The organism is Enterococcus aquimarinus, assembly GCF_001885765.1.
In the GTDB taxonomy this organism is placed as follows: Bacteria; Bacillota; Bacilli; order Lactobacillales; family Enterococcaceae; genus Enterococcus_I; species Enterococcus_I aquimarinus.
Genome location: NZ_JXKD01000030.1, coordinates 1 through 5672, shown reverse-complemented (window position 1 = coordinate 5672; position 5672 = coordinate 1). Strand labels below are relative to the sequence as shown.

4 protein-coding genes are annotated in these 5672 nt (G+C 33.6%); all 4 read right to left on the bottom strand.

Going from position 1 to position 5672, the window contains the following annotated elements; genetic code table 11:
• Positions 1-518: response regulator (locus RU93_RS11710; RefSeq protein WP_071875812.1), on the bottom strand; the 518-nt coding region annotated here is incomplete at its 3' end.
• A 16-nt stretch (positions 519-534) separates the two neighbouring features.
• Positions 535-2100, bottom strand: a complete 1566-nt coding sequence (locus tag RU93_RS11705) for a sensor histidine kinase (RefSeq protein WP_071875811.1) — start codon at positions 2098-2100, stop codon at positions 535-537.
• A 34-nt stretch (positions 2101-2134) separates the two neighbouring features.
• Complete coding sequence (locus RU93_RS11700; RefSeq protein WP_071875810.1) at positions 2135-3664, bottom strand: family 20 glycosylhydrolase; 1530 nt, start codon at positions 3662-3664, stop codon at positions 2135-2137.
• A 231-nt stretch (positions 3665-3895) separates the two neighbouring features.
• Positions 3896-5557 carry an extracellular solute-binding protein gene (locus tag RU93_RS11695; protein ID WP_071875813.1) on the bottom strand — a complete coding sequence of 554 codons (1662 nt, stop codon included), beginning with the start codon at positions 5555-5557 and terminating at the stop codon, positions 3896-3898.
• Between the last annotated feature and the right edge of the window lie 115 nt (positions 5558-5672).

Here is a 5672-nt window from a genome sequence, read left to right as displayed (position 1 = left end):
TGTCCCAAATAAGCGGCATTATAATGTAATTCGTCTGCTAAATCACTCAAGTGTAATTCTTGATTAAAATTAGCATGAATGATGTTTAATACTTGATGAATCACTGATGAATATTGTCTTGTGTCAATCGATTCTGGTTGTACTACACTTTTTTCGATTAGAATCTTAGTGATCGTGTCAGAGAGTTTTTCAAAATCAATTGGCTTTGTTAAATAGGTCTTAACTCCTAAATCAATACTTTCTTTTGCATAATCAAAATTATGATAGGCACTGACAATAATTGATTCAAAATTTTTGCTTTTTCGCAATTCTTTGACTAATTCTAATCCTGTCATATCGGACATACAAATATCTGTGATTAAAATATCAAATGAAGTATTTCTCAAATCAATCAGTGCTTCTTCTGCTTCATAGTACGTTTTTACAATTTTTAATTCCTGTGAAAAACGTTCTCTCAGAAAGTAACTCAAGCCTTCTACAATTATCTTTTCATCATCTAATATAACGACTTTTTTCATTATAATCTGCCCCCTTCTAAACGTTTTTCATTTTAAATATAGTAATTTTTACAAAAAAACCGTGGTTAGGAATATTTTTTATTTCATAGTCTACCTGCGTTTTATAGAATAATTTTAAGCGTTTAATCGAATTTGCAATACCAATACTTTTTTCCAAATGACTTTTTTCTTCGATTTTTCGATAAATTTCTTGTAATGTCTCTATTGTCGTCCCTTTTCCATTATCTAAAAAACTAAAAATATAGCGATTATCTAATTCTAGACACTTAATTAATAAATAATTTTTGCTATTCTTTTGTACGCCATATTTTATATAATTTTCTACAAATGGTTGTAACGAAAATTTAGGAATATTCAATTCACTAATTTGATTGTCTATCTTAAAATGAATATTCCCATCATCACGTGTCTTATAAATATTCAAATACGTTCTCATCATCGATATTTCTTCATCTAAGGAAATAACTGCTGCTTTACTCAAACTATAACGATACAATTGGCTTACTTCAAAAATAAATTGACTAATTTCATAATCATTTTTTAAAAAAGCTTTCATTCGGATAAACTCTAAATTGTTAAAAAGAAAATGTGGATCAATTTGATGTTGTAAATTAGATAGCTCGACTCTTTCTTGTAACAAAATATTTTGATACTCTGATTTAATTAATTCTTCTCTTTTTATAATTGATTCATTTATTTCATGCGCAATTCGTTGTAAATCGCCTTCTTTTCCTGAAATTTCAATTATTTCAAAATCCGTTGTTCTAGAAGAATTATTCTTTAAACGATTCATGATTGAATTATATTGCTGTAAATAACTTCTAAATGAGAATTGCAATGAGAACCAAATCGTAATTAAAAATAAGATAATAATAATAATAGCTGTCCCAAAAATTTTCGCGGCAATGAATAACGAACCGGCTTTATTTCGATACACAAGAATGCGAACATTTTGATACTCTATCGTATTTTCATATTGATACTCTTCTTTGTTCACAACACCCAATGAAACATCATTATCCATATTTCGAATAACATAATGGAAAGAATCGTTAGAAACTTTCAAGGAGAGATTATTCAAATCATAGTAAAAATACAACAAAACATTTTTATAGTCCTCTGTTTGGTTGATTAGATAAGTAATATTTTTAGTTGTTAACCACGTATGAATCTTCGGTTTTTTTTGTAATTGAAAAAGTCTTTCGCTATTCACATACGCCGTAATCCCTATTAGTGTATTCGAATTGGCTAAAATATTTTGAAAACTTTCCTCAATATACTTAGATCCTAGTCCTTGAGATAAATTTTGTTCTACATACTGATTGGTCGGCAACATTAAATAGTCAGAAAAATTATTTCGAAAAATTAGATTTTGATATAATTCATCTACTTCTACTTTGGTTTGTTGCTGGGTCGTCTCTAAAAAATTCATGATCTGTTCTAAATTCTCTGTACGACTTTCTTCCGTTTCTAATTGTTTTACATTTAAGAAAAAGAAAGAAAATAAGATAATGATAAAAATAACAAAGAGCGCCATTGATACAAAATATCTCAATAAAATTTGTTTAATATCGTTATTCATTCTCTTCCTCCAAACAATTTTTTTCGAAAACCAATTAAATTTTAATAAATGAATCATAAGGAACAATACGATTCGAGTTTTTATTCCAAGTCTTTGTAGCAAACGATATTAGTTCTTTTGAGATATCTGTGGCTACGATATCTTCTGAGACAAGGTTAGGAACATCACACCAAACCGCTAAACTTGCTCCTCCAATACGGTAGTCATCACTTGCTATCACATTACTTTCAAATAATCCCGGGTGCCATTCTTCAAATATTCTTCGATCTTGGTTTAGAAAATCAAACGAGTGGCTTGGTCGTCCATCTGTCGGTTTATCTGGTCTCAAAACATAATAGAAATAACTAGCATTTACATTGTAGACTTTCCTAATTCCTCTATTAAGTAAGGTATTTAATGTTGCTACGCTAGGATTCCAACCCATTTGTGACCAAAAATCGACGGTAATATAAGAGTGCAATGCTATTTTTTGCTTTGCTTCATAAACTTCTTCTTCATCATAATAGACGCCATCATTCCATATCCGAGGAGTCAAACCGTGTTGATAGACATGAGCTGCAATTTGATTAATATAATCAGCTACTACATCCTTCCAATTATAACCTTCCCCCCACGTATTTACTGCGTATTCATTAAGAACAGGCTTATATATTGTCGTAAACGGCGCGCGATCGAACTCCATGTATTCATCGCCACCAATATGAAAGATAGAGCTGGTATTAAATAATTCCATGTATTCACTATAGAGAGATTTAATAAAGCGAATCGCCTCTGAATTCGTAATATCTAACGCAACTTTGCTTCTCTCACCCTCAATCCCTACTTGTCCAAACTCGGGGTAAAAGCGCAATATATGTTCCACATGTCCTGGTGTATCAAGTGATGGTATAATTTGAACACCATATTTTTTTGCTTCAATTAAAACCGCTTGCACTTCTTTTTTAGTTAAGTAACCATCCTCGGAAACAATTTCAGGAGCGAATTCACTTTCAATTCGAAATCCTTTGTTTTCAGAGAAATGAAGTTGTAACGTATTCATCTTTAATTCAGATAGTTTTCTTATCTGTTGAATTAACCAGTTCTTTGTAAAGTACTTTCGCCCCATATCGATATGCAATCTTCTTTCATCCATATCAGGAAAATCAATAATCTCACCATGTAAAAGAGTACGATTCAATTGATTCAATAATTGTTTTAACGTGTTAAAAGCATGTAGTAGTGTTTCAATAGAAGAGACATAAATTTCGACACCTTCCTCATTAATAATAATTCGATAACTTTCTGAATGATTACTAAGCTGTGTAACTTCAGCTGTATCAACTAAATTAATTGTAATGTCTGTTTTTTTTCGATCATCACTAACTGTTTGTAACAACGAAAGATAACTATAGTGGTCTTCATAAAAAATAATTTGTTTTATTTCTTTCAATCGTGAAGAAAAGGGAGCAACTTCATCATTATAGAGGATTCTCGTTTCCTGTGATAGTTCCCAGAATGAATTTTCTGAGGCTACCTCATATTTTTGTAAGATTGGGATTACCAGATTTCTATATTCATTTCTCATGATTATCATCCTTTCGATTTTTCTAAATTAGAAAGCGTTATTAAAAATCAGCATAGCATATTCCCACAAAAATAATTGTGTGCTTTTCTATTGAAAATCGCACTTATTATAGGTTATTCATTTTTAAAGATGAATAAAAAAAAGACTCTATAGCAGGCACCGACTTCGTGCGCTTTCTATAGAGTCTTTGGCTATTCATCGAATTATTAGACTACTGCTTGATTACGGTTATCACTCAGTACTTGCCCAACGATCGTATGCTTGTTGATGAATCGCTACGTAGTCTTCTACACCCATACTTTCGATTGTTTGAACGTATTTATCCCAGTTCTCGATTGGTTCTACGCCTGTGATAAATTTCGCTTCCATTTGCTCAACATACGTTTTTAAGTCTGTCGCAACATCGCGTACTTTATCAGACTCTTCAGTTGTTAAGTACAATAGTGGGAATGTTACTTTTGCAAATGGTTCAATTTTTTCTTGTGTCTCTGCTGCTAAGAAGTCATTAAAGGTTGTATCGACTTCATCATTTGCATTGGCAATGACTGGTGGGAAATCGGCTTTACTATCAGGGAATGCCATCGTCGGTACCGTAATACCATAGTTTGGTGTCACTTTTGCACGAGATTCTTCGGTGTTATCTAAATCTACACCTTCCGTAAAGACACGAACTTGTTCGCCTTTGTCATTTTCAGCATATTCCCAGAATGCGCCTTCTGGTCCCACACTTAGGAAATCATTTCCTTCTGGAGAGTAGAAGTAATCAACCCAACGTAATGCTGCCGCTGGTGAAGGATTGTCACTTGTAATCGCAAAAGTGGCACGACCTAAACGAGTACTTGCTGGCGAAATACGATCTGGATTAATTTCTGACGTTAATGGGTAGAACATTGGATCCATTACAGACTCTTTTTCTGTTCTGCCAGTCGTAAAGAAGGAGAACCAGTCTGGGAATAATCCGATTTGATTATTTTGACCTTTCGCTTTCTTTTGCTCATCGGCTTGAGAGTATACTTCTGGATCGAGTAATTTTTCAGAATACAATTTATTCATATATGTTACGAATTCTTTATAATTTTCAGTGATAGGCGCATAAACAACTTTGCCATCAATTTCTTCAATTGAGCGGTCGGTTAACCCAAATGCTGCGAGTAACCATGGACGAGTCGAATCCATTTTCACATCGGTCAATGGAATTTCATCTTGCTTGCCATTCCCGTTTGGATCTTCATCACGGAAGCGAACGAGCAAGTCATAGAATTCATCCGTTGTTTTCGGAAGTTCTTTCACATCTAGTGCTTCTAACCATTCGCCGTTATACCAAAGTGGTCCACGAGGCCAAATAGCCGTTTCACCGCGATGAATCATTGGCAAGGAATAAATATGTCCATCTGGTGTTGTAATTGATTTTGCGATATCAGGATTTTCTTCTAAGATTTTACTGAAGTTCGGCATATTTTCTTGAATCAGATCTTCTAAAGGAACTAAAATCCCTTGATTACCATAATCCATTTCCATCGCTGGTGTCAGTGAATTCGTATCGGTACCGAATAAAATATCTGGTAAATCGCCACTCGCAAATGCTAAGTTTAGTTTTGTCGCAAAGTCCGCACTTGGTGGTGTCGTAAAGGTTAAATCAATATTGGTTTTTTCAGCCATCGATTGGAAGACAGGCATATCTTTCCATTCAGCCATCCCGGTTCCAGGACCCATCATGGTCATTGAAATTTTTTCTTTGACGACAGGAAATTCTCCTACTGTACCTAATTCGATTCCACTATTGTCAGAACCGTTACTTGCATTTCCACTCCCGTCGGTGTTGCCTCCACTTCCACATGCAGTAAGTAACACACCACATGCAAGTAAGCCTACTAATACGTTTGTTTTTTTCATTTCTTTCTCCCCTTCGAAAAAAATTTTTATTAAATCGGCTAACGCCGTTTTAAACAAATGGATGATACTTTTTATCCTTTAACGGAACCAACCAACATTCCTTTAACGAAATACT

What these genes read in the sequence shown, in the direction of transcription:
- RU93_RS11695 (WP_071875813.1), bottom strand. Translation starts at nt 5,557, where the DNA reads ATGAAAAAAACAAACGTATTAGTAGGCTTACTTGCATGTGGTGTGTTA.
- RU93_RS11705 (WP_071875811.1), bottom strand. Translation starts at nt 2,100, where the DNA reads ATGAATAACGATATTAAACAAATTTTATTGAGATATTTTGTATCAATG.
- RU93_RS11700 (WP_071875810.1), bottom strand. Translation starts at nt 3,664, where the DNA reads ATGAGAAATGAATATAGAAATCTGGTAATCCCAATCTTACAAAAATAT.